This window comes from Conexibacter sp. JCM 18997 (assembly GCF_055391915.1).
On record NZ_AP043885.1, the window covers coordinates 4,477,134 to 4,500,542 of the forward strand.

The 23,409-nt window shown below is 72.8% G+C and carries 16 protein-coding genes; 13 read left to right on the forward strand and 3 right to left on the reverse strand.

The genetic code is table 11. The annotated features are described in order from the left end of the window. Positions 1-55 precede the first annotated feature (55 nt). Genes ACZ5UI_RS22535 through ACZ5UI_RS22570 form a run of 8 tightly spaced genes read left to right on the forward strand, consistent with a single transcriptional unit; the run spans position 56 to position 13,317 of the window. On the forward strand, positions 56-1,444 hold the full coding sequence (locus ACZ5UI_RS22535) for a DUF1254 domain-containing protein (protein ID WP_464191266.1): 1,389 nt from the start codon (positions 56-58) through the stop codon (positions 1,442-1,444). Positions 1,445-1,482: 38 nt separating this feature from the next. Next, positions 1,483-2,427 (forward strand): fumarylacetoacetate hydrolase family protein, encoded by a 945-nt coding sequence (locus tag ACZ5UI_RS22540; RefSeq protein WP_464191268.1) that lies wholly within the window; start codon positions 1,483-1,485, stop codon positions 2,425-2,427. Positions 2,428-2,432: 5 nt separating this feature from the next. Next, positions 2,433-3,962, forward strand: coding sequence for a bifunctional 3-(3-hydroxy-phenyl)propionate/3-hydroxycinnamic acid hydroxylase (locus tag ACZ5UI_RS22545; protein ID WP_464191270.1), 1,530 nt, complete (start codon positions 2,433-2,435; stop codon positions 3,960-3,962). Continuing rightward, positions 3,959-4,807: an NAD(P)H-binding protein gene (locus tag ACZ5UI_RS22550; RefSeq protein ID WP_464191272.1), complete on the forward strand. Its 849-nt coding sequence runs from the start codon at positions 3,959-3,961 to the stop codon at positions 4,805-4,807. Before ACZ5UI_RS22545 ends, ACZ5UI_RS22550 begins: the two co-directional genes overlap by 4 nt. Before the next feature lie 28 nt (positions 4,808-4,835). Further along, on the forward strand, positions 4,836-5,744 hold the full coding sequence (locus ACZ5UI_RS22555; RefSeq protein ID WP_464191274.1) for a VOC family protein: 909 nt from the start codon (positions 4,836-4,838) through the stop codon (positions 5,742-5,744). Continuing rightward, positions 5,741-7,465 (forward strand): acyl-CoA synthetase, encoded by a 1,725-nt coding sequence (locus ACZ5UI_RS22560; RefSeq protein WP_464191276.1) that lies wholly within the window; start codon positions 5,741-5,743, stop codon positions 7,463-7,465. Before ACZ5UI_RS22555 ends, ACZ5UI_RS22560 begins: the two co-directional genes overlap by 4 nt. Positions 7,466-7,487: 22 nt before the next feature. Then, the gene (locus tag ACZ5UI_RS22565) at positions 7,488-8,513 is read left to right on the forward strand and encodes an iron-siderophore ABC transporter substrate-binding protein (RefSeq protein ID WP_464191278.1); all 1,026 of its coding nucleotides are present in this window, start codon (positions 7,488-7,490) and stop codon (positions 8,511-8,513) included. Positions 8,514-8,565: 52 nt separating this feature from the next. Next, a complete protein-coding gene (locus ACZ5UI_RS22570) occupies positions 8,566-13,317 on the forward strand; it encodes an Ig-like domain-containing protein (RefSeq protein WP_464191280.1) in 4,752 nt (1,583 codons plus the stop codon). Between the two features lie 7 nt (positions 13,318-13,324). Here ACZ5UI_RS22570 and ACZ5UI_RS22575 read toward each other — a convergent pair whose 3' ends face one another. Both ACZ5UI_RS22575 and ACZ5UI_RS22580 read right to left on the reverse strand, forming a co-directional pair. Then, positions 13,325-14,977, reverse strand: coding sequence for an FAD-binding dehydrogenase (locus tag ACZ5UI_RS22575; RefSeq protein WP_464191282.1), 1,653 nt, complete (start codon positions 14,975-14,977; stop codon positions 13,325-13,327). A gap of 22 nt (positions 14,978-14,999) precedes the next feature. After that, entirely contained in the window at positions 15,000-16,406 is a 1,407-nt protein-coding gene (locus ACZ5UI_RS22580; RefSeq protein WP_464191284.1) for an MFS transporter, read from the reverse strand. Positions 16,407-16,427: 21 nt separating this feature from the next. Here ACZ5UI_RS22580 and ACZ5UI_RS22585 point away from each other — a divergent pair, with 21 nt between their 5' ends. From ACZ5UI_RS22585 to ACZ5UI_RS22600, 4 genes are all read left to right on the forward strand, one after another. Next, positions 16,428-16,787, forward strand: coding sequence for a winged helix-turn-helix transcriptional regulator (locus tag ACZ5UI_RS22585; RefSeq protein ID WP_464191286.1), 360 nt, complete (start codon positions 16,428-16,430; stop codon positions 16,785-16,787). Between the two features lie 20 nt (positions 16,788-16,807). Next, positions 16,808-17,920 carry a M20/M25/M40 family metallo-hydrolase gene (locus tag ACZ5UI_RS22590; RefSeq protein WP_464191288.1) on the forward strand — a complete coding sequence of 371 codons (1,113 nt, stop codon included), beginning with the start codon at positions 16,808-16,810 and terminating at the stop codon, positions 17,918-17,920. Continuing rightward, positions 17,917-18,936: a pyridoxal-phosphate dependent enzyme gene (locus ACZ5UI_RS22595; RefSeq protein ID WP_464191290.1), complete on the forward strand. Its 1,020-nt coding sequence runs from the start codon at positions 17,917-17,919 to the stop codon at positions 18,934-18,936. The genes ACZ5UI_RS22590 and ACZ5UI_RS22595 overlap by 4 nt, the downstream gene beginning before the upstream one ends. 349 nt (positions 18,937-19,285) lie before the next feature. Beyond that, positions 19,286-21,193, forward strand: coding sequence for a hypothetical protein (locus ACZ5UI_RS22600; protein ID WP_464191293.1), 1,908 nt, complete (start codon positions 19,286-19,288; stop codon positions 21,191-21,193). Between the two features lie 379 nt (positions 21,194-21,572). On the opposite strand, the gene ACZ5UI_RS22605 is transcribed toward ACZ5UI_RS22600, so the two are convergent. Continuing rightward, positions 21,573-22,379 (reverse strand): MBL fold metallo-hydrolase, encoded by an 807-nt coding sequence (locus ACZ5UI_RS22605; RefSeq protein WP_464191295.1) that lies wholly within the window; start codon positions 22,377-22,379, stop codon positions 21,573-21,575. A gap of 29 nt (positions 22,380-22,408) precedes the next feature. Between ACZ5UI_RS22605 and ACZ5UI_RS22610 the strand changes: the two genes are divergently transcribed. Beyond that, positions 22,409-23,407 carry an agmatine deiminase family protein gene (locus ACZ5UI_RS22610; protein WP_464191297.1) on the forward strand — a complete coding sequence of 333 codons (999 nt, stop codon included), beginning with the start codon at positions 22,409-22,411 and terminating at the stop codon, positions 23,405-23,407. The last annotated feature ends 2 nt before the right edge of the window (positions 23,408-23,409 follow it).

Consider the following 23,409-nt stretch of genomic DNA (forward strand, 5'->3'; position numbering starts at 1 on the left):
TGATACTTCTGTCAATCTTGACAGAGTCGTCTTCGTCGGCGGAGGAGAGAGAGCGTTGCTACGTCGCAGCATGTTGGGCGCGGTGCTGGCCGCGGTCGGGTTGGCCGCGCCCGCCTCGGGGCAGGCGCCGAGCCCGGTCACGCCTGAGCAGGCCACGGCCCTCGGGCAGCAGGCCTACCTGTACGGCCTGCCGTTGATGGAGTTCCTGCGCACCCGCGACACGTTCACCAGCGTGCGCTGCCCCGACGACCGGGGCGACGCGCCGATCAACGCGTTCAGCGCCGTCGAGGCGTTCGCCGACGCCACGGTGCGGACGATCGTCGCCCCCAACGTCGACACGCTCTACTCGCTCTCCGAGCTCGATCTGGGGCAGGGACCGGTCGTGCTCAGCCACCCCGACATGGGTCGGCGTTACTTCGTCTTCGAGCTCGTGGACCCGTACACGAACGTCGTCGGATACATCGGCTCGCGCACGACCGGCAGCCGCGCCGGGCGCTTCGCGATCACCTGGAGCGGCCACCCGGGGAAGCGCGTGCCGGGCGCGCAGGTCCTGACCGTGCCCTACCGGCGCATCTGGGTCACCGGCCGCACGCTGGCCCGCGGGCCGGCCGACCAGGCGCGGGCGGTGAAGCTGATGTCGCGCTACCGACTGTCCCCGCCCGGCGGCCCGCTGCGCTTCCCGGCCAACTGCCGCACCGGCGCGCCGCAGGAGACCAAGGGGCTGACCGGCGAGGCGTTCCTGGAGGCCCTGGGCCTCGCGCTGGCGGAGAACCCGCCGCCGGCGCGTGACGCCGCGCAGCTGGCCGCGCTGGCCCAGGTCGGCGTCGGCCCGGGCCTGGTCCCGGCCCGCGCCGGGCTGACCCCCGAGACGCTGAGCGCGCTGATCGCGTCCGTCGACGCGACCGCCGCCGCCTTCCCGAACGCGGCGCGCGACAGCATCCTGGCCACGGCCAAGGCCAACAGCGGGTGGGCGACGCCGCCGGCCAACATCGGTGACTACGGCGTCGACTACACGACGCGGGCGGCGGTCGCGCTGATCGGGCTGGGCGCCAACACGCCCGAGGAGGCGCTGTATCCGACCGCCTACACCGACAGCGACGGGGTGCTGCTGGATGGCGCCAACGCCTACCGGATGCGCTTCGGCCCCGGCCAACTGCCGCCGCAGCGCGCCTTCTGGTCGCTGACGATGTACGACCGCGACGGGTTCCTGGTGCCCAACGCGGGCGACCGCTACGCGATCGGCAGCAGCCACCCGGGTCTCGTGCGCCGGCCCGATGGGAGCGTCGTCGTGCGCTTCCAGCGCACCAGGCCGACGGAGCGGGGCGTCAACTGGCTGCCCACGCCGGCTGGGGAGTTCCGCCTCAACCTGCGCGTCTACTGGCCGCTGGCCGGCGCGCTCTCCGGGGCCTGGGCGCCCCCGCCGATTCAACGGGTGGGCAGTTAGTTGACAGTTTCATCAGTCATGACTACCGTCTCATCCCTGTGAAGCTGCGATCGACACCACAAGGGCTGATCGTCGAGGACCCCGCTGGCGGACGCTGGGTCCGCATCCCCGGGGACGACGACCTCCTGACCTTCCTGGCCACCGGCCAGGAGGGCCGCGACCGCGCGGCCGCCGCGCTGTCCGCCGCCGACGCCATCGAGGTGGACCCCGCCACCGCGGGGCTCCCGTTCCGGCCGCGCTCGATCCGCGCGTTCATGCTGTGGGAGTCCCACGTGATCGCGTCGTCGCGGATGCTCGTGAAGAACTTCTTCCCGCCGCCGGCCTGGAAGGTCGTCTCCGGCTACGAGCGCGTCAGCGGACGCACCTTCCCCAAGCTGAAGCCCAACGACCGCTTCCGCGAGGCGCCGACCTTCTACGTGGCCAACCACACCGCGGTGCTCGGCGACGGCGACCAGATGTGGTGGCCGTCGCACACGCGGGCGCTGGACTTCGAGCTCGAGCTGGCCTGCGTGCTGGTCAAGCCGCTGGTCGACGCCACGCCGCAAGAGGCCCTGGAGGCCGTCGGCGGCTGGTTCATCCTCAACGACTGGAGCGCCCGCGACGTGCAGGCCGACGACGCGCGTCGCAACGTCTTCGGGCCGGTCATCAAGTCCAAGTCGTTCGCCAACTCGATCGGCTCCGACGTCCTCACGGCCGACGCGCTGCCCGACTGGACAACGGCCACCGGCCGCGTGCGCGTCGACGGCGAGGAGTGGTGTGCCGGCACGACCGCCGGGCCCCAGCACACGCTCGGCGCGATGCTCGCCTACGCGTCGGCCGGCGAGCGCCTGGACGCCGGCGACGTGATCTCCACCGGCACGATGCCGGGGTGCTGCGGCCTGGAGCTCGACCGGTGGATCCGGGTCGGGCAGACCGTCGAGCTGGAGATCGACGGGATCGGCACGCTGACCAACCCGATCAGCGCGGACGCCACGCCGGTCTGACCGCCGTGGACTGCGAGGTCCTCATCTGCGGTGCGGGCCCCGTCGGTCAGCTGCTGGCCCACCACCTGGGCGCGCTCGGCGTGCGCACCATTGTCCTCGAAGCGGGGTCGGGCGTGTACGAGCTGCCCCGGGCCGCGGTGGCCGACGACGAGGTCCTGCGGATCTTCCAGCAGGTCGGCCTGGACGCGGCGGTGCTCGAGAGCGCGCAGGTCCAGGACGGCGCCAGCTACGTGACCGGCGACGGCCGGCGCGTGCGCATCCTCGACGCGACCGGCGGCGACCTGGGTCAGCCGCCGCTCGTCTCGATCCACCAGCCGTCGATGGAACGCGCGCTGGTCCGCGCGCTGGAGCAGCGCCCGACGGTCGACGTGCGCTGGGACACCACGGTCGAGGCCGTGTGGCAGTCCAGCACCGGCGTGACCGTCCAGGCCCGGCCCACGGGCGGCGGGCGCGCGTTCGAGCTGCGCGCCGCATGGGTGGTCGCCTGCGACGGCGCGGCCAGCGCCGTGCGCGCGCGCCTGGGCATCGCCTTCGGCGGCTCGACCTTCACGCAGCGCTGGCTGGTCGTCGACGCGACCGTCGACCGCCCGCTGGCCCGCGTCCCGCACCCCTCCTTCGTGGGCGACCGCGAGCGCCCGACCGTGACCCTGCCGATGTCGCCCGGCCGCCATCGCTGGGAGTGGATGGTGCGCCCGCACGAGGACGCCCAGGCGTTCCTGGAGCCGGCGGCGATCGAGCGGCGCATCGCGCCGTGGCTGGACGGCGAGCAGGTCAGCGTCGAGCGCGCCGTCATCTACACCTTCCACGCGCGCACGGCCGCGCGCTGGCGCGCGGGCCGGGTGCTGCTGGCCGGCGACGCCGCGCACGTGATGCCGCCCTTCGCCGGCCAGGGCTTCGCCTCCGGCGCGCGCGACGTGGCCAACCTGGCCTGGAAGCTCGACGCGGTGCTGCGCGGCGCGCCGCAGCGGCTCCTGGACTCCTACGAGGTCGAGCGTCGCCCGCACGTGACGGCGATGCAGACGCTGGCCGTGCGCTGGGGCGACATCGTGCAGACGACGCGCCCCGGCGGTGCGCGCCTGCGCGACCGGCTGATGGGCGCCTTCGAGGGCTCGTCGATCCAGCGCTGGGTCAACGACCACACCAAGCCGCTGCCGACCTACGGCGCCGGCGCCTTCGCGCGCTCGCCGCATCGCCTCCCGCCGTTGCGCACCGTCGGCGGGCTGTTCCCCCAACCGCGGGTCCGAGGCGGCGACGGCGTCGCCCGGCGCCTGGACGATGCGCTGCCGTCGGGCTGGGCGCTGGTGACCACCGATCCCGCGTGCCGCGTGGCCGGCGTCCCGGCCCTGGTGGTCGGCCGGGACCTGATCGACGACCAGGGCGCGATCGGCCGCTGGCTGGACCGGGCCGGCGCGACGTGGGTGCTGCTGCGACCGGATCGGTTCGTGTTCGCCTGCGGTGCGCGGGCCGACCTGCCCGTCGCCGACGCCGCGCTGGACCGCACGCTCGGGCCCGCCCGGCCGGGAGCGCGCGCATGATCGGCCTGATCGGCTCGACCGGGCGGATCGGCCGTCATGTGGCCGCCGCGCTGGCCGGCGGCCCGGACGCGGTCGTCGCGCTCACGCGGGACGTGGCCGACCTGCGCGATCCCGGCGCCGTGCGCGCCGCGCTGGACGGCGTGCAGCGGCTGATGCTGCTCACCCCGCACGGCCCCGACCAGGACCTGCTGGAGGCCGTGGCCATCGACGCGGCCGTCGCGGCCGGCGTGCGGCGCATCGTCAAGCTCTCGGGCGGCGCCGCCTCGCTCGGGCCCGACGGCCCCACGTCGACCGCGGTCGCGCACTGGCGCGGCGAGCGGCGCATCGAGGCCACCGGCCTGGACTTCGTGTTCGTGCGCCCCACGTTCCTCATGCAGAACCTGCTGGCCACGGCGGCTCCGACGGTCGCCGGCGCGGGCCTCCTGGCCGCGCCGATGGGCCGTGCGCCGATCGCGATGGTCGACGCCCGCGACGTCGCCGCCTGTCTGGTCGCCGGGCTGCGGGCCGACGGCGCGCCCGCGGCGGCCTGGTCGGTCACCGGCCCGCGCGGCGTCAGCTTCGACCAGCTCGGCCGGCTGCTCGGCGTGACCTACCTGAACGTCTCGTCCCGGGCCGCGGCCCGCGCGCTGCGCCGCCAGGGCGCCGACGCATGGGAGGTCGACCACGCGCTGCGCATGGCCGCCTTCCTGGGCGCGGGCGCGGCCGCCGCCACGACGCCGACGGTCCAGCAGGTCACCGGCCACGCGCCCCGATCGATCGAAGCGTTCCTGGACGAGCACCGGGCCGTCTTCGCCGGCCGCCGCCCGATCGCCCGCGTCCTGCGCCGCCGCCCCCAACCCGCCTGAGGCATCCATGGTCACCCGAATCGGACACATGACCCTCCACGTACGCGACCTCGACGCCGCCGTGGACTTCCACACCCAGGTGCTCGGCCTGGTCGAGACCGAGCGCGCCGCCGGCGCCGCGTACCTGACCTGCAACGACCGCCACCACGAGCTCGTGCTGGTCGCCGATCCGCAGCGCGCCGGGTACGAGCACGTCGGCCTCGAGGTGGCCGACGCGGCCGCGCTGGAGCGGGCCAAGTGGATGATTCCCGCCGCGGGCGGGCGGATCCACGGCGACGTCTACGACGGCGAGCCGGGGATCGACCGCGCGCTGATCGTCAGCGGCCCGGAGAACCACGTCTTCAAGCTCTTCTGCGGGATGGAGCGCACCGGTCCGCTGCCCGCCGGCGACCGTCCGTCGCACTTCGAGCACGTCTCGCTGAAGGCGCGCAAGCCCGGCCCGCTGGAGCGTTTCCTGCAGCAGGGCCTGGGCTTCGGGTTCTCCGACCGGATGGGCTCGCTGGCCTCCTGGTGGCACTGCGACGCCGACCACCACGGCATCGCGGTGGTGTGGGCGCCGCGCCCGGAGCTGTCGCACTACGCCTTCGCCTGGCCGGACTTCAACGCGCTGGGGCGCGTCGCCGACCGGCTGCGCGTGGCGCGCGGGCGCAAGTGCGTGTGGGGGCCCAGCCGGCACGGACCGGGCAACAACCACTTCCTGTACTTCCTCGACGACGACGGCGCGATGATCGAGTGCTGCTCCGAGCTGGCCCAGATGGCGCCGCACGGCGAGTACCGCGCGCGCCGCTGGCCGATCGACCCCGGCACGATCAACCAGTGGGGTGGGCCGCCGCCGCTGGCCTTCCTGCGCGCGGGCTTTCGCACGCTGCCGGCCGTCGCCGGCCGGCCGAGCTGGGCGATGGCGCCGGCGCGCACGCCGGGCGGCGAGGCGGCGTGAGCGCCACCGAGGACCTGCTCTGGCCGCAGTGCTCCGGCCCCGACGACCTGGCGGCGATCGAGGCGATCCCGCTGGAGCGGCGGGGGCTGCCCGCGAGCACCTACGCGCTGGTGCAACGCGCGGCGCGCCGGTGGCCCGACGCCCCCGCGGTGTCGTTCCTGCCCGACGCCGAACGGTGGACGCAGCCGTCGACGCGCACGTTCGCGCAGCTGGCGACCGACGTGCGGCGCACCGGCGCGGCGCTGCGCTCGCTGGGCGTCGAGCGGGGCGACGCGGTGGCGATCGTCTCGACCAACTGCGCAGACATGCTCACCGCCCTGCTGGCCGCCGAGGCGGTCGGCATCGCCGCGCCGATCAACCCGGGCCTGAGCGCCGAGCACGCCGCCGGGCTGGTGTCGCTCGCGCGCGCGAAGGTGATCGTGGCCGCCGGGCCCCGCCTGGACCCGGCGGTGTGGGAGCTGGCCCGCGCGCTGGCCCGGCAGACGGGCGCGACCGCCCTGCTCGCCCTGCGCCCGACCGCGGACCCCGCCACCGAGCCGCTGGAGCCGATCGACGGCGTCGTGGTCGACCACCTGGCGCGGCTGGCCGGCGAGCACGAGGCGGTCCTGCCGGACGCCGCGCCCGGCGCCGACGACATCGCCAGCTACCTGCACACGGGCGGCACGACCGGCGCGCCCAAGCTGGCGGCGCGCACCCATCGCAACGAGGTGGCCAACGGCTGGATGGTCGTGCTGGGCGGTGCGCTGGACGACGACGGCGTCGTCTTCGCGGCGCTGCCGCTGTTCCACACCAACGCGCTGATCGTCACCGCGCTCGCCCCGCTGATGCGCGGCCAGCACGTGGTCTGGGCCGGGCCGCTGGGCTACCGCGACGTGCCGCTGTACGGCGTCTTCTGGCGGATGGTCGAGCGCTACCGGATCGCCGTGATGTCGGGTGTGCCGACGGTCTACCAGGTGCTCGCGCAGGTGCCCGCCGACGGCATCGACATCAGCAGCCTGCGGCTCCCGGTGGTCGGCGCCGCGCCGCTCCCGGCGGCCGTGGCCCAGGCCTGGCGGGAACGCACCGGCGTGGCGCTGTGCGAGGGCTACGGGCTGACCGAGGCGACGTGCGCCACCGCGCGCAACTGGCCCGACGCGCCGCGGGCGGGCAGCGTCGGCCAGCGGCTGCCCTATCAGGAGGTGCGCGCCGTCGACATCGATCCCGACACGGGCGCGTGGACGCCGCTGCCCACCGGCACGGTCGGGACGCTGGTGGTCAACGGGCCGACGGTGTTCGCCGGGTACGTGGCGCCGGACGGCTCCGTGGACCGGGGCGACAAGGTCCGCGACGGGTGGCTGGACACCGGCGACCTCGGCGCGGTCGACGCCGATGGGTACCTGCGCCTGACCGGGCGCGCCAAGGACCTGATCATCCGCGGCGGGCACAACATCGATCCGGCGGTGATCGAGGACGCGCTGCTGGAGCATCCCGCGGTCACGGCGGCCGCCGCCGTCGGCCAGCCCGACGAGCACGCGGGCGAGGTGCCGGTCGCCTACGTGACGGTCGCGCCCGGCGCGAGCGTCGGCGGCGCGGAGCTGCAGGCCTGGGCCGCGGCGCGGGTGCCCGAGCGAGCGGCCGCACCGCGCTGGGTCGAGGTCATCGACGAGATCCCGCTGACCGCCGTGGGCAAGCCGTTCAAGCCCGAGCTGCGGCGCCGAGTGGCGGAGCGCGGCCCGGGCTGACGCGCTAGGTTAGGGAACCCTAATGCTGCGTTCCCTCCTGTTGTGCACCCTCATCGGCCTGTCCCTCGCCGCCTGTGGTTCCGACGACGACGCCGCGCCGACGACCTCGTCGGCCGCCACCACCGCGGCCGTCGCGTCGGCCTTCCCGGCCTCGGTCGACCACAAGTACGGCACGACGACCGTCGACGCCGAGCCCCAGCGCGTGGTGGTCGTCGGGCTGACCGAGCAGGACGTGCTGCTCGCTCTCGGCGTCAAGCCGATCGCCACGACCGAGTGGTACGGCAAGCAGCCCTACGCCGTGTGGCCGTGGGCGCAGGAGGCGCTGGGCGACGCCAAGCCGGAGGTGCTCAACAACAGCGACGGCTTCCAGTTCGAGCGGATCGCCGCCCTGCGGCCCGACCTGATCGTGGGCACCAACTCGGGCATGAAGAAGACCGACTACGAGAAGCTCTCGGCCATCGCGCCGACGATCGCTCCGCCCAAGGGCGAGGGCGACTACTTCTCGCCCTGGGACATCCAGACGCAGATGATCGCCGACGCGGTCGGCCAGCACGACGAGGGCGAGCAGCTCATCGCCGGCGTCCGGGACCGCTACGCCAAGGCGGCCGAGGCGCATCCGGAGTTCGCCGGCAAGACGGCGACGTTCTCGCAGAACGCGTTCTACGACGGCCTCATCTACGTCTACCCCGAGGACGTGGGCACCGAGTTCCTGACCATGCTCGGGCTGCAGATCAACCCGAAGGTCACGGCCCTGCCCCACAAGCCGAGCGAGCAGGTGGGCGTGTCGGCCGAGCAGCTGCCGGTGATCGACGCGGACGTGATCGTCTTCGCCACCGAGGACCCCAAGGACGTCGACAAGCTCAAGAAGGTGCCGACCTTCCGCTCGCTGGATGCGGTCAAGCAGCATCGCGCGGTGTTCACCGACGGCACGCTGGCCGGCGCCATGTACTTCATGACGCCGCTGAGCCTGGACTACGTGGTGGAGCACCTGACGCCCCAGCTGGCCGATGCGGTCGCCGGCCGGGCGCCCCAGCGCGTAGTTGAATAAACGCCAATAATCTGGACGGATATATGAGCGCGCGGGGGGTTTGACCCCCCGTATGGTCGACGACCACGAGGCGGCCACGGGAGGCGGCCTCCAGTCAGGGACGATCATGCTCGCGCCGACCGCGCACCGCCGCCGCTGGACCCTGGGCCTGCCCGCGCTGCTCTGCGTGGTGTTCGCCTTGGCGCTGCCCGCGGTCGCGCACGCGGACGCGTACATGAACCAGACGTTCATCGCGGCCAGCGCCGGCGGCTCGTCGCCGTTCATGACCGGTTACGCCGATCCCGACGCCGAGGTCACGATCCGCCAGGACGGCGACGTCGTCGGCCAGGTCACCGCCGACGCCTCGGACGGGTGGTGGTTCTTCTACGTCCCGGAGATCTTCGCGGGGGTCAACCACTTCGCGGTCAGCACCGTCGCCGACGGGACGTTCGGCGAGTTCGACACCCAGGGCATCGTCGGCGCCTTCCCCTCGATCCTGGCGTCCGGAGACCTCACGCAACCCACGTTCACGCTCGCGGGCTACGGAGCGGAGGGCGACGCGATCGAGGTGACCGACGAGAACGACACCGTGCTGGGGTCGACCGTCGTTCCCGACACCACCTACTTCAACCTCGAGACCACGGTCGCGCTGGCCCCGGGCCCGCACACGCTGACCATCGCCCAGGCTGGTGGGGCCACGTGGACGTTCCCGGTGACCACGGCCGCGGAGGCGGTCGAACCGACGATCCAGGTCGACAGCGACGTCAGCGACCCGTCGGCCGGTGACGTGATCCAGCTGTCGGGCACGGGCACGCCCGACGGGACCGTCGAGCTGTGGAACTACAACACGTCGCTGGGCGACGTGTCCGTCGACGGCGACGGCAACTGGAGCACCTCGGCCACGCTCGAGGCCGGCTACAACCAGTTCTACGTCATCGACAACGTGAGCAACCTGCAGTCGGACTCGATCGTCATCCGCGCGCCCGGACCGCCCGTCGTCGACACCCCGACCGACGGCGACACGGTCGCGCCCCGGTTCCTGGTCAGCGGCGATGCGGACCCCAGTGCGGACGTGGTCGTCACCGACGAGAACGGCACCGAGCTGGGCACCACGACGCCCGACCCGTGCGGCTGCTGGTCGCTGACCACCACCACGCCGTTGGACGCCGGACCGCACACGATCACGGTCAGCCAGACGATCGGTGGCGTCACGCGCAGCACCGACGTGTCGATCACCGTCGACCCCGACGCCCTGACCGTCCTGTCGCCGATGGACGGGGACCTCGTCACCTCCGGCCCGATGACGTTCACCGGCACGGGAACGCCCGGCGCCGACATCACGATCTACGGCCCCGACGCCTCCGATCCCGATCACGTGGCCGGCACCACGACGGTCGGGGTGGACGGCTCGTGGAGCGTCGAGATCGAGGTCATCGACGGGCTGAACGACTTCTACGTCGAGCAGGCGGTCGGCGGCGACGTCACCGGCGAGGCCTACGTGACGATCTTGGCGCTGCTGCCGCCGCCCACGCTCCAGGTCGACTCGGCGCTGACGGTCAAGGAGGGCGCGGACATCGAGCTCTCGGGGACGGGCCGCCCCGACTACACGCTGATCGTGCTCATCAACGGCGACCCGGTCGCGTCCACCACCGTGGCCACCGACGGCACCTGGACGGCGACGGCGCAGGCCGGGTTCTGGGACAACTACGTGGCCGCCATCCAGCTGTCGCCCGACAACACCAGCATCTCCAACTACAGCGCCTCCGTGGACGTGATCGGCGTCGGCGCGCCGGAGGTCTACTACCCCGCGGACGGCGACACGGTCAGCAGCCCGTTCGACGTTGGCGGCGCGCGCACGATCCCGGCCGCGACGGTCACGGTGCGTGACTCCGGCGGCACGATCCTCGGGACCACCACCTCGGATCCCACCAACGGCTTCTGGCAGGTCGACGGCATCACGATCCCGCCCGGGACGGAGACGCTGCAGGTCACCGAGACCTACGACGGCGTGACCAGCGACGTCACGCCGATCGACGTCGCCCAGGCGCTCGACCCGCCGACGATCGACAACAACGGCAGCGTGCCCAACCCGGTGGTCATCACCGGCACCGGGTCCCCCGGCGCCACGGTCACGGTCTACGACAACGACAGCGGCGACGCGCTGGGCACGGCCACGGTGATGGCGGGCGGCGCGTGGTCGGCGGATCTGGGCCGGCAGCCCTACGGCGACCTGAACATCGACGCCACGCAGACCGTCAGCGGCGCGGAGAGCGACCATACGGCGGTGCGCAACCTGATGTCCGTGCCCGCGGTGCCCACCTTCCAGGTCAGCGCGACGACGGCCCGGACCAACACGGGCGTCGTGGTCAGCGGGACGGACGCCGATCCCGGCGCCTCGATCATCGTGTTCCGCAACAGCGGCTCGTGGGCCTTCGCCACGGCCAACGGCTCGGGCGCCTGGTCGACGACGCTCGCGCCGCTGGTCACCGGCGACAACTACGTGGCCGTGATGCAGACGAGCGACGGGTGGGACTCACCGGTCAGCGCCGAGACCTACGTCCTGGGCCTCAACGCGCCGACGATCGCCACCCCGTCGGGCGCCAACCCCACGGTCACCGGCCCGTCGTTCACGGTCGGCGGCACCAACGCGCGGCCGGGGACCACGATCGTGGTCACCGACGAGGGCGGCAACACGGTCGCCACGACGACGGCCGACGGCTCGGGTGTCTGGTCGACGACGGCGACGACGACCGGCGGGGCGCACACGCTGCGCGCCACGCAGACGATCAACGGCGTGACCAGCGCGCAGGGCGCGGCCAAGAACGTCACCGTGCGCGTCACGCCGGCGATCACCACGGACCCGCAGCCCCAGACGAAGGCCAACGGGGCCACCGTGACGTTCACCGCGGCGGCCTCGGGCTTCCCGGTGCCCACCGTCCAGTGGCAGTCCTCGACCAGCCCGTCGACCGGCTTCACGAACATCGCCAGCGCGACGAGCGCGACGTACTCGTTCACCGCGTCGGCCGCCGACGCGGGCAAGTACTACCGCGCGCGCTTCACCAACACGGTGGGCAACGCCACCTCGAGCGCCGCGCAGTTCACCCTGGGCGTCGCGCCGGCCGTGACCACGTCGCCGGCGAACCAGTCGGTGACGGCCCCCGCGCCGGTGACCTTCACCGCCGCGGCCAGCGGCACGCCGGCGCCCACGGTCAAGTGGCAGCGCTCCAACGACGCGGGCGGCCACTGGAACGACATCCCCAGCGCCACGTCGACCTCGTACACGTTCAACCCGACGCTGGGCGACGACGCCGCGCAGTTCCGCGCCGTCTTCACCAACGCGATCAGCAGCGCCACGACCACCGCCGCGACGCTGACGGTGACCGCGGGCGTGCCCACGGTCTTCACGCCGCCCAGCATCACCTCGCGCGAGGGCGGGGCCTGGTTCAGCGTCGTGCGCGGGCAGTGGACCGGCTGGCCGGACTCCCTGACCCAGCAGTGGGTGCGCTGCGACGCCGCGGGCGACAACTGCGCCGACATCGACGGCGAGGTCGGCGGCTCGTACTTCCCGGTGGCCTCCGACGCGGGCAAGACCCTGCGGGTGCGGGTCGTGGCCACCAACGCCACGGGCCCCTCGCTGCCGGCCACGAGCGCCGCCGTGGCGATGACCCTGCCGGCGGTGCCGGTCAACACGACCGCCCCGACGGTGGTGTCCAACGACGGCGGCAACTGGTTCTCGGTGGGCCGCGGCACGTGGAGCAACGGGCCCAAGACCTACGCCCAGCAGTGGCTGCGCTGTGACGCCGCGGGCGCGGGCTGCGCGGCCATCGCCGGCGCCACCGGGACCGCCTACTACCCGACGGCCGGCGACGTGGGGCGCACGCTGCGGGTGCGGGTCACGGCGACCAACGCGGGCGGCACGTCGGCGCCGGCGACCAGCGACTTCGTGGCGCCCGCCCTGCCCGCGGTCCCGGTCAACACCGGCCTGCCGATCGCGGTGGTCAAGGACGGCGGCACGTGGTTCTCGACGAACAACGGGAAGTGGTCCAACGGCCCGACGAGCTACGCGCAGCAGTGGCTGCGCTGCGACGCGGCCGGCGACGGCTGCGCGCCGATCGGCGGCGCGACCGGCGCCTCGTACTACCCGACGACCGACGACGCCGGCCACGCGCTGCGGCTGCGGGTGGTGGCCACCAACGCCGGCGGCCCGTCGGCTCCGGCGGCCAGCGACGCGGTCACCCCGGTCCTGGCCGGCGTGCCCGTCCTGACCGCGGCCCCGACCATCCAGGTCAACGCGGCGGGCGCGTCCTACACGGCCAAGTCCGGCTCGTGGACCGGCGGCGCCGCCAGCTACGCCTACCAGTGGAGCCGCTGCGAGCTGACCGGCGACGGCTGCGCGGCGATCCCGGGTGCGACCGCGACGGTCTACCGCCCGGTCGCCGCCGACCTGCTGCACACGCTTCGCCTCGAGGTCGTCGCGTCGAACTCCGCCGGGCCGTCCGTGCCGGCCACCAGCGACGCCGTCGCGGTGGTCGCGCCCGACGTGCCGGTCAACACCACCGCGCCGTCGATCCTGCCCAAGGACGGCGGCTTGTTCACCGCCAAGACGGGCAACTGGAGCAACGCGCCGATCGCCTACGCCTACCTGTGGAGCCTGTGCGACGCCTCCGGCGCCGCGTGCGCGCCGATCCCCGGCGCGGTCACCGCCAGCTACCGCCCGACGGCGGCGATGGGCGGTCAGACGCTGCGGGTGACGGTGATCGCCACGAACGTGGGCGGCGTCTCGTCGCCGGCCACCAGCGACCCCGTCGCGATCACCATCATCTAGGAGGGCACTAGGCCAGCGCGCGGCCGAGCGCGCGCCCGGCCGCCCGCCCGCTGAACAGGCAGCCGCCGAGGAACGTGCCCTCCAGCGCGCGGTAGCCGTGCATGCCGCCGCCGCCGAAGCCGGTGGCCTCGCCCGCCGCGTACAGCCCGGGCAGCGGCTCCCCGTCGGCGCGCAGGACGCGGCCGTCGAGGTCGGTCTGGATGCCGCCCAGCGTCTTGCGGGTCAGGACGTGCAGCTTGACCGCGATCAGCGGCCCGGCGTCCGGATCGGTCAGCCGGTGGGGCGCGACCACGCGGGTGACGCGGTCGGGCAGGTAGCGGCGCGCCTCGCGGATCGCCGCCAGCTGGAGGTCCTTGCTGAAGCTGTTGGCCACCTCGCGGTCGCGGGCCAGCACCTCGTCGCGCACGCGCGACGGATCGAGGGCGCCGTCGTCGTCCAGGCGGGTCATGCCGGCGATCAGGGCGTCGAGGTCGGGTGCGACAACGAAGTCCGCGCCGTGCTGCTTGAACGCCTCGACGGGCGGCGGCGCGCCGGAGCCCACGCGCGTGCGCAGCATGTCGCGGATGCTGCGGCCGGTGATGTCGGGGTTCTGCTCGGAGCCCGACAGCGCGAACTCCTTCTCGATGATGCGCTGCGTGAGCACGAACCACGTGTGGTCGTGGCCGGTCTTGGCGATGTGCTCGAGCGTGCCCAGCGTGTCGTAGCCCGGGAACAGCGGCACCGGCAGGCGCGTGCCGGTGGCGTCCAGCCACAGCGATGACGGCCCGGGGATGATGCGGATCCCGTGCAGCGGCCAGATCGGGTCCCAGTTGCGGATCCCCTCGACGTAGTGCCACATGCGGTCGGGGTTGATGACGTTCCCGCCCGCCGCCTGGGCGATCTCGATGCCGCGCCCATCGACGTGCGCGGGGACGCCGCTGATCATGTGCTTGGGCGGGCGCCCGAGGCGCTGGGGCCAGTTGCGGCGCACGAGCTCGTGGTTGCCGCCGATGCCGCCCGTGGTCACGACGACCGCCTGGGCCCGCAGGTCGAAGGTGCCCGACTCGGTGCGGTTGGAGCTCTGCCCGCGCGCGCACCCGTCCGGCGCGAGGATCGCGCCCGTGACGCCGGTGACGGCGCCGTCGCTGATCGTCAGCCCGTCGACGCGATGGCGGAAGCGCAGCTCGACCAGCCCACGCGCCGCGGCCGCGCGCACGCGCCGCTCGAACGGCTCGATCACCCCGGGGCCGGTGCCCCAGGCGATGTGGAAGCGGGGCACCGAGTTGCCGTGGCCGATCGCGCCGTAGCCGCCCCGCTCGGCCCAGCCGACGTTGGGAACGATCTTGACGCCCTGGGCGGCCAGCCACTGGCGCTTCTCCTCGGCGGCGAAGTGCACGTAGGCCTCGGCCCAGCGACGCGGCCATGCGTCGTCGGGGCGGTCGAACCCGGCCGTGCCCTGCCAGTCCTGCCAGGCCAGCTCGAAGCTGTCGCGGATGCGCACGCGTCGCTGCTCGGGGCTGTCGACGAGGAACAGGCCGCCGAAGGACCAGAAGGCCTGGCCGCCCAGCGACGTCTCGGGTTCCTGGTCGAGGACGATCACCCGACGTCCGGCATCGGCCAGCTCCGCGGTGGCGACCAGCCCGGCCAGGCCGCCACCGACGACGATCGCATCGGCATCCATGCCGCTAAGTGTACGCGAACGTTCAGGCGGCAGCTTCGGGTGCTGCGGCCACCGTGGTCCGGCGCGCGCTGATGGCCAGCGCGCTCACCGCGGCCAGCAGCGAGATGCCGGCCGCCCACCACCAGGCGGAGACGAAGCGGTCCAGGTCGCCGGCGTTGGCCACCGAGCTGCCCAGGATCACCACGAGCAGCGCGATGCCCAGCACCGAGCCGAGCTGGCGGCCCATCTGGACCACGGCGCTCCCGGTCGACGACTGGTGCGGCGGGAGGTCGGCGCTGGCCGCCGCCACGAGCGTGGGCAGCGAGAAGCCGACCCCGGCGCCGACGATCAGCCAGCCGGGCAGCACCTCGGTGACGTAGCTGCCCTCGGCGCTGAGCGACAGGCCGATCAGCAGGCCGCCTGCGCCCATCAGCAGCGCGCCCGCGCCGGCCACCGCGCCGGCGGGCAGGTCGACCGTGAACCGCCGCAGGCCGATCGCGGTGACCGAGACCATCACCGGGCCGGGCGCGATCCCCAGCCCGGTCTGCAGGGCCGACCAGCCCCAGCCCTCCTGCAGCCACAGGACGAGGCCGAGCAGCTGCATGCCGAAAGAGATGCCCAGCAGGAAGTTCGACACGTTGGCCCAGGCGAAGCCGCGGTGGCCGAACAGCGCCAGGTCGATCACCGGGGCCTGATGGCGGGCCGACTGGACCAGGAACAGCCCCAGGCCGGCGGCGGCCACGGCGAAGGCGGCCAGCGTGGCCGGGTCGCCCCAGCCCCACGTCGGGCCCTGCACGAGCGCCAGGGCCAGCGCGCCGATCGTGACGATCAGCAGGACGCCGCCGATCAGGTCGGGCACCCAGGTCTCGACGACGTGGCGCACGTTGGGCGCCAGCACCGCGGCGGCGATCAGCGCGCCGATGGCGATCGGCACGTTGATCACGAAGATCCAGCGCCAGGACAGCTCGACCAGCAGGCCGCCCAGGGCGGGGCCGGCGGCGGCGCCCAGCGAGCCGGCCACCGCCCACACGCGGATCGAGTGCTGGCGTCGCTCGGCCGGGATCGCGGTCAGGATCAGGCCCAGGCTGGTGGGCACGAGCGCGGCGGCGCCGAGCGCCTGGACGCAGCGCAGCGCCACGATCCACCACAGGTCGCTGCTCAGCGCGCAGCCGAGGCTGCCGACCGCGAACAGCCCGAGCCCGAGCAGGAAGAAGCGCTTGACGCCATAGCGGTCGGCCAGCCGTCCGGCGGGCACCAGCAGCGCGGCGAACACGATCGCGTAGGCGTTGAGCACCCAGCTCAGGTCCGACAGCGAGGTCACGCCGACGTCGGTCCCGATCGCCCGCAGGCCGACGTTCACGATGAACAGGTCCAGCGAGCTCATGAACGTGGCCACGCAGAGGATCGTCAGCAGGGCGGCCGAGTGGGTTCGATTTGTAGACCGACTCATCAGGGCGGTACCGTAGCAAGGGTGAGTTCGAATGTCGAACCGGTGACGCCCGGCCCGCTCGGCCCCGACGGCGTGCGCGTCTGCGCGATCGCCGACGCGCTCGACGTGCTCGGCGACCGCTACACGCTGCTCGTGCTGCGGGAGATCGGCCTGGGCGTCGGGCGCTTCAGCGACATCCGCCGCCACATCGGCGCGCCCCGCGAGACGCTGACCGTGCGCCTGCGCAAGCTGGAGGAGGCCGGCGTCATCGCCCGCCGCCGCTACAGCGAGCATCCGCCCCGCGACGAGTACGTCCTGACCGAGGCCGGCAAGGCGCTGACGCCGGTCATCCGCGGGCTGCGCGCCTGGGGCGAGCAGTACGCCGCGGCCAACGTGCCCTGACCTGGGAGCATGCGCACGCCATGCGCGCTGAGCTGCTCGGGCTTGCCCGTGACCTGATCGCCGTCGATTCCGTCAACCCGTCGTTGGTCGCGGGTGGCGCGGGCGAGGGCGAGGCGGCCGACCTGGTGGCCCAGTGGGCCCGCGACGCGGGTCTGGACGTGCGCTGGCTGGAGGCCACGACCGGGCGTCCGAGCGTCGTCGTGCGCGCGCCCGGACGGGGCGACGGGCGCACGCTGCTGCTCTGCGGCCACCTCGACACCGTCGCGCTGACGGGGATGGCCGCGCCGCTCCAGGCGCGGGTGGACGGCGACCGGCTGCACGGGCGCGGCGCCTACGACATGAAGGGCGCGCTCGCCGCGGCGCTCGTGGCCTGCCACGCCGCCGCGCAGCTGGACCTGGCCGGGGACGTCGTCGTGGCCGCGGTGGCCGACGAGGAGCACGCCTCGCTGGGTGTCCAGGAGGTGTTGGCGGTGATCGCCGCCGACGCGGCGATCGTCGTCGAGCCGACCGAGCTGGCCGTGGCGACCGCCCACAAGGGGTTCGTGTGGGCCGAGATCGAGGTGCACGGGCGCGCGGCGCACGGGTCACGACCGGCGCTGGGCGTGGACGCGATCGTCGCGGCCGGGCCGATCCTCACCGCGATCGGCGCGCTGGACCAGGCGCTGGCCGCGCGCCCCCATCCGCTCCTGGAGCGCGGCTCGGTCCACGCCGGCACGATCGCCGGCGGGGTCGAGCTGTCCAGCTACCCCGAGTCCTGTCTGATCGGCGTGGAACGGCGCACGCTGCCCGGCGAGACGGCCGCGCACGTCGAGCTCGAGCTCGCCGCGGCGATCGGGGAGGCCGACGCCTCCGTGCGCCTGTCGCTGTCGCGCGACCCGTTCGAGATCGATCCGCGGGCGCAGATCGTCGGCGTCGTGCGCGACGCGGCGGCGCGCGTGCTCGGCCACCCGCCGCAGGTGGGCGGCGTGTCGTACTGGGCCGACTCGGCCTTCATCGCCGCGGCGGGGATCCCGACCGTGCTGTTCGGCCCGGTGGGCGCGGGCGCGCACGCCGCCGAGGAGTGGGTGTCGATCGACTCGCTGGACCAGGTCGCGCAGACGCTGGTGCGCGTGGCCACGCAGGTGTGCGCGTGAGGGCGCTGGTCAACCCCGCGTTCGACCCGGCGGCGGGGCGCGCGCCGGCCACCGACGCGCGCGCCTTCCACGAGGCGCTGCCCGGCTACGCGCCGACCCCGGTCCGCGACCTGCGCGACGTGGCCGAGCAGCTCGATCTCGGCGCCGTGCTGCTGAAGGACGAGTCCGACCGGTTCGGGCTGCCGGCGTTCAAGGTGCTGGGCGCGTCGTGGGCGGTGGAGCGGGCGCTGGCCGAGCGGGCGCCTGGCGCGCCGATCGACACGCTGGTCACCGCCAGCGCGGGCAACCACGGCCGGGCCGTCGCGCACGTCGCCGCCGCGCGCGGGCTGCGCGCGCGCATCTTCCTGCCCGCGCGCGCCCTGCCGGTGCGCCGCGCGGCGATCGCCGCGGAGGGGGCCGAGGTCGTGATGGTCAACGGCGGCTACGAGGAGGCGGTCGTCGCCGCGGCCGAGGCGGGCCGCGCGCCGGGCGCGCTGGAGGTGGCCGACGTGGGGGAGACCGGGCCGGCGCACTGGGTGGTCGACGGCTACGCGACGCTGTTCGCCGAGGCGGCCGAGCAGGCGCGCTTCGACCTGCTCCTGGTGCCGGTCGGCGTCGGATCGCTGGCCGCGGCGGCCGCCCGCTTCGGCGCCGCCTCCGGCGTGCCGGTGATCGGCGTCGAGCCGGCCACCGCGGCCTGCCTGACCGCGTCGCTGCAGGCCGGCGAGCCGACGACGATCGCCACGCCCGGGACGACCATGGCCGGCCTGGACTGCGCGGAGGTCTCGCCCGCGGTGTGGCCCGAGCTGCGGGCCGGCATCACGGGCACGGTCACCGTCGCCGACGACGAGGCGGCCAGCGCGATGACCCAGCTGGCCGCGGCGGGGCTGACGATCGGCGAGAGCGGCGCGGCGCCGCTGGCCGCTCTGCGCGCGCTGGCCCGCGATCCCGACGCCGGCGAACTGGGGGCGGCCGTCGACCTGGGGCCGTGGACGCGCGTGCTGCTGGTGGCCACCGAGGGGCGCACCGGCGGCTGACGCGCTCACGTAGCTTGCGGAGTGAAAACACAGCACGCTAGGGTGCCTGATCACTCCAGTCTTTCGTTTCCAGGGATGGCTTTGACGTGACTGATTCTGGGTCGGCACGGATGTCGGGCGTTATGAGATCTGCCGGCGTATGGGGCTGAGCCGTCGGGCTGTGCGCGGGTCCTCTGTCCTCCCGCGATATGCACGCCAAGAGATCGCGCGGGCTGCCGCAGAGATCCTGACCGAGCACCTCCGCGTCTCCGATCAATCGGCGCCCCCTCCGGTCGGGCCAAACGCTGACGAGCTCGGGCGGTGCGGAGGCTGGTACCTCAGCAGACGCCGCACCTGGGTCAAACGCCACGTGGAGACGCTCGACATGGTCAACGAGCGGGCAGCCCGCCGCCATCTGACCATCGATGTCGAGCTACCCCGCGACGAAGGCGCGAGTCTTCCGTGGAGGGACGGAGAGCGGATGTATGTGGTGCCGCTCGCCGTACGTCGCAAACGCCCCGAAACGTCGCACGTGGATCTCGTGGACGAGAACGATCGGTCCCTGGCAGTGCTGACGCGACGAGAGAATGCGCAGATCACGCGTCGAGCACTTCAGGTAGCTGTTGACGATCTTATCGATCCTTCGCCTCAAACTCGAAAGCGGCTCAACCGGTACTTGGATGCACTCGTACACCGCAAAGCCGACCGTTACGAGCGAAGCGCATACGTGGCGAGTGCCGTCTCTCTGCTCAAGCTCGTCTATCACGGAGACGCCAGGACCGACGCGAAGTTCATGAGAATGCACCAACTGCTGCGGGACGTCGCGACGAACACGATCTTGTGGACCGTTGTGACGGGGTACCCAGGCCAGAGGCGGATCGTCAAGTTCAGCTATGACATTCCGCTCGTGAGAGCCAGTTTGTGGCCGAGGAAACGCGCGGGCTGGCGCCGCAGATCCGTATTTCTCGTGGGGGACGACGAACTGTTGTTCGACGATTTCGACCGCGGCGATGGCAACGAGCAGGGCATCGTCCGGCGGACGTGGAATCGGATCGCGACGACGATCGGGTGGGCTGCCTACGACATCCAAATCGATTCACCTTATGTGCGTGGAGCAGAGAGCTATCACCTGCAGTTTCGTTCGCCACCTGGTGTGGAGACGCGAAGCATTCGGCTGGGTTCCATGCTCGTGAACAACAAAGACGCGCCGCAGTATCCAGTCGTCGTCCCCGGTAGGGAGCACTCCCATCTTCACTTTTCCGGTTTGCGAGTTAAGCGAGATGGCCCGATTGAGATCAGTGTCAGAGTCGGACGCCGCGGCTACCTGAGTTACTGCACCCTCGCGGCATGCGTGATCGCCGCAATGCTCTGGGCATTCTCGGAGTTTCACGCCGATGCCGTGGAGCAACCCGAAGTGTCAGCGGCCACCCTCCTGTTGGTTCCGGCCTTGCTCGCCGCATTTGTTGTGCGGCAGGACGAGCACATCTTGGTGTCGCAGTTGCTCGCGGGGGTGCGGACCGCGCTGTTTATATGCGGTGTGCTCAGCGCTGCTGCTGCTTCTGCCATCGCGGGTGTTGTCCCGCTCGGCTTCGCTGACACCGCCGATGCTTGGCATTGGTATGCAGTGGCCGCAACCGGGCTAGCGGCGGTGCTCATTCTGAGTTGGATGCTCGCTTGGGACTCGGTGGAACGGGTCCGTCGGGCGAGTCATCGCCTCGCCGCGGAGTACCGACGTTATGGAGTAATCGCCTTCACGATAGGTATCTCCGGTGCCGCGGTGATGCATGCGACCCCTGCACATGCCGGTCGCGACGCGATGCACCTGGCTGCTGTGGCTGTGGTGCTCGCTGTGGGCCTCGCCGCAGGGTGGTGGGCCCAGTTCGCCGACGCTAACCGCCTGCACGCCGCGCCCCTACAGGTCCGGCGACTGATCTGCGGCGTCCTTGTCTTCGACGCCGTCTTGCTAGTCGTCGGGGCGGCGCTCCTCGGTGGCTGGGACGCGGACATTCTGGACTGGGAGGCGCTTCGCGGGTGGTTTCTGTCGCTCGCGATCCTTGCGCCGATCGTCATCGCCGGTCTCGAGGGTCTTCGTCGCGCAAACCACATAAGGAGTTCCAAGGTTCTGGGGCCGATCGAAGAGGACGAGGAACCGTGGATCGTCGACTACGCCGAGCACGATTCCGACGCTGGTGCCGACCCAGACGCGGGCGACCGCCGCGGCGCTGTGCAACATTCGTCGGCGCCATTGCAGAGGCGCGAGTCATCTGCCGATGACTGATCCAGACCAACTCTCTAGCGTCCGGAGAACGTGATCGAATAATGTCATTCGAGTTCATTCGAGCGTTTCGACGTTCGACAGCTGGGTAGAGGAGATCGCTACGATGCGTAACCCGATTCGCTCGTTGCTCATGTTCCGCTTCCAACACCGGAGCCGTCCACTCGGCTCACTGACCTCCTCGGACCTTTCGGCCCCGTCCGTCGAGGGCGACGTCCATGTCAGCAAAAGCCTGTGGATAGCCGCGCACGACTTGCAACGCCGACTGTTGGCGCAGGATCTGGCCGAGACGGTGCAGGCACCGACCAGAGCCCCCGAGCCAGGTCATCCCCTCCACCGGTAAGCGGCGGCTACACCGTAGCCCGGTGCCGCTGACTCACGCTCAGACCTCGCCGCGCAGCACCTCGAGGTAGCGCTCCGCGTCGCGCTGGATCAGCGCGTCGCCGCGCTCGTCGATGACCGACCACCACCAGCCGGCGTAGATGCGCTCGAACGCGTAGGGATCGACGGCGGCGGCGATCCGGCGCACGGCCGACTCCCACAGCGGCAGGCGGTTGGGCGCGCTGTACAGGAAGGTCACCCGGTCCAGGCCGGGCGCGACGTAGATCGTGTCGCCGGTGGCCAGCACGCCCCGGCCGTCGGCGCCGTCGGCCCAGTGCAGCACCGCGCTGCTGGGGAAGTGGCCGCCGGTCTGGATCAGCGTCACGCCGGGCAGCAGCGACAGCGTGTCCGACCAGCGGCGCACGCGCTCGGTCGGACGACGCAGCCAGCTCTCGTCGGCGGCGGGCAGCACGATCTCACAGCCGAACACGTCGGCCCAGTCGACGATCGCCCCGTACATGTGCGGGTGGCTGGCGCTGACCGCGGCCAGGCCGCCGGCCTCGCGGACCGCGGCGAAGGCCTGCTCGTCGACGAAGCCGGGCGGGTCCCACAGGACGTTGCCCGCATCGGTCTGCACGAGCAGCGCGCGCTGGCCGACGCCGATGTCCGGATGGGTGCCGATGCCCAGCAGCCCCGGCTCCAGATCGCGCAGCTCGGTCGTGTAGCCGTCGGCCGCCAGCTGCTCCAGCGTCGTCCAGCGCTGCCCCGACGGCGCCACGAACTGGCGCTCGTCGGCGCACACCGGGCAGGGGTGGGGCGGGTGGTCGGCCGCGAGGTGGCCGCCGCAGGCTGGGCAGATCCACACCATCGCGGTGCATCATCGCGTACGGTCCGGGCATGACCAAGGAGCTGCGCATGCCGGCCGAGTGGACGCCGCACGAGCGCACGCTCGTGGCCTGGCCCGCCCGCGCGGAGGCCTGGCGGGGCACGACGATCGAACACGCGCGCGACGTGCACGCCCAGGTGGTCGACGCGATCGCCGCGTTCGAGCCGGTCACGCTGGTGGCCAACCCGGCCGACGCCGACGACGCGCGCGCCCGCGTGACGGCCGACAACGTCGAGGTCGTCGCCCTCCCGATCGACGACTCGTGGCTGCGCGACAGCGGGCCGATCATCGTCAAGGGCGTCACGGGCGAACGCGCGGGGATCGACTTCCGCTTCAACGCCTGGGGCGAGGCGTTCACGCCGTACGACGCCGACGCGGCGATCGCCCAGCGCCTGCTCGAGCACCTGGGGATCGAGCGCTTCGCTTCGCCGCTGGTGCTGGAGGGCGGCTCGATCGCCGTCGACGGCGCGGGCACGCTGGTCACCACCGAGCAGTGCCTGCTGAACCCCAACCGCAACGCGCTGCTGGCCCGCGACGAGATCGCCCGTGAGCTGCAGCAGCAGCTCGGCGTCGAGCAGATCGTCTGGCTGGAGAACGGGCTCGTCGAGGACGCCGACACCGACGGGCACGTCGACAACATCTGCGCGTTCCTGGCGCCCAACCGGGTGCTGCTGCAGACCGTGCGCGATCCCGACGACCCCAACTACGACAGCGTCCAGCGCAACCGGGCGATCCTCGACCGGGCCGGCCTCGACGTGATCGAGCTGGACCTGCTGCCCCGGACGCTGCGCGACGATGGCGAGGCGGTCGTCGTGCCCTACACGAACTTCTACCTGTGCAACGGCGCGGCGATCGTGCCGGTCGCGGAGATCGATCCCGACATGGACCGCCAGGCGCTGGACTTCATCGGCGCGCTGTTGCCCGGCCGCGAGGTCGTCGGGGTGCCCGGCCGGGTGCTCGCCCTGGGCGGCGGCGGCGTCCACTGCATCACCCAGCAGGTGCCGCGATGACG

Coding starts and splice junctions, on each gene's coding strand:
- ACZ5UI_RS22550 (WP_464191272.1), top strand. CDS start 3,959: ATGATCGGCCTGATCGGCTCGACCGGGCGGATCGGCCGTCATGTGGCC.
- ACZ5UI_RS22555 (WP_464191274.1), top strand. CDS start 4,836: ATGACCCTCCACGTACGCGACCTCGACGCCGCCGTGGACTTCCACACC.
- ACZ5UI_RS22565 (WP_464191278.1), top strand. CDS start 7,488: ATGCTGCGTTCCCTCCTGTTGTGCACCCTCATCGGCCTGTCCCTCGCC.
- ACZ5UI_RS22570 (WP_464191280.1), top strand. CDS start 8,566: ATGGTCGACGACCACGAGGCGGCCACGGGAGGCGGCCTCCAGTCAGGG.
- ACZ5UI_RS22575 (WP_464191282.1), bottom strand. CDS start 14,977: ATGGATGCCGATGCGATCGTCGTCGGTGGCGGCCTGGCCGGGCTGGTC.
- ACZ5UI_RS22580 (WP_464191284.1), bottom strand. CDS start 16,406: ATGAGTCGGTCTACAAATCGAACCCACTCGGCCGCCCTGCTGACGATC.
- ACZ5UI_RS22590 (WP_464191288.1), top strand. CDS start 16,808: ATGCGCGCTGAGCTGCTCGGGCTTGCCCGTGACCTGATCGCCGTCGAT.
- ACZ5UI_RS22605 (WP_464191295.1), bottom strand. CDS start 22,379: ATGGTGTGGATCTGCCCAGCCTGCGGCGGCCACCTCGCGGCCGACCAC.
- ACZ5UI_RS22610 (WP_464191297.1), top strand. CDS start 22,409: ATGACCAAGGAGCTGCGCATGCCGGCCGAGTGGACGCCGCACGAGCGC.